This window comes from Belnapia sp. AC561, from assembly GCF_979252845.1.
Map to the genome: position 1 here is coordinate 1 of NZ_CEEDBP010000484.1, position 237 is coordinate 237.

1 protein-coding gene is annotated in these 237 nt (G+C 59.5%); it reads left to right on the plus strand.

The window, feature by feature from the left end; translation table 11 throughout:
* The coding region (locus tag AC0IW9_RS31945) for a PAS domain S-box protein (protein WP_471652296.1) at positions 1-237 on the plus strand (237 nt) is incomplete at both ends.

A 237-nucleotide genomic window follows, 5' to 3' on the forward strand; every position in this document is an offset into this window, starting at 1 on the left:
GGGCCAGCCCGTGCGCATGACAGGGATCCTTATCGATACCAGCGAACGCACCTTACGCGAACAACGCCTGCAAGCCTCCGAACGCAAATTCGCCACGGTATTCCAGGCCAGCCCGGATCCCATCTGCGTAACGACACTGCCTGAAGGCCGCATTCTGGAGATCAACCCGGCGTTCGCCCAGACATTCGGCTGGCAATCGGCGGAAATTACCGGGCGCAACATATTCAAGCTCAAGCC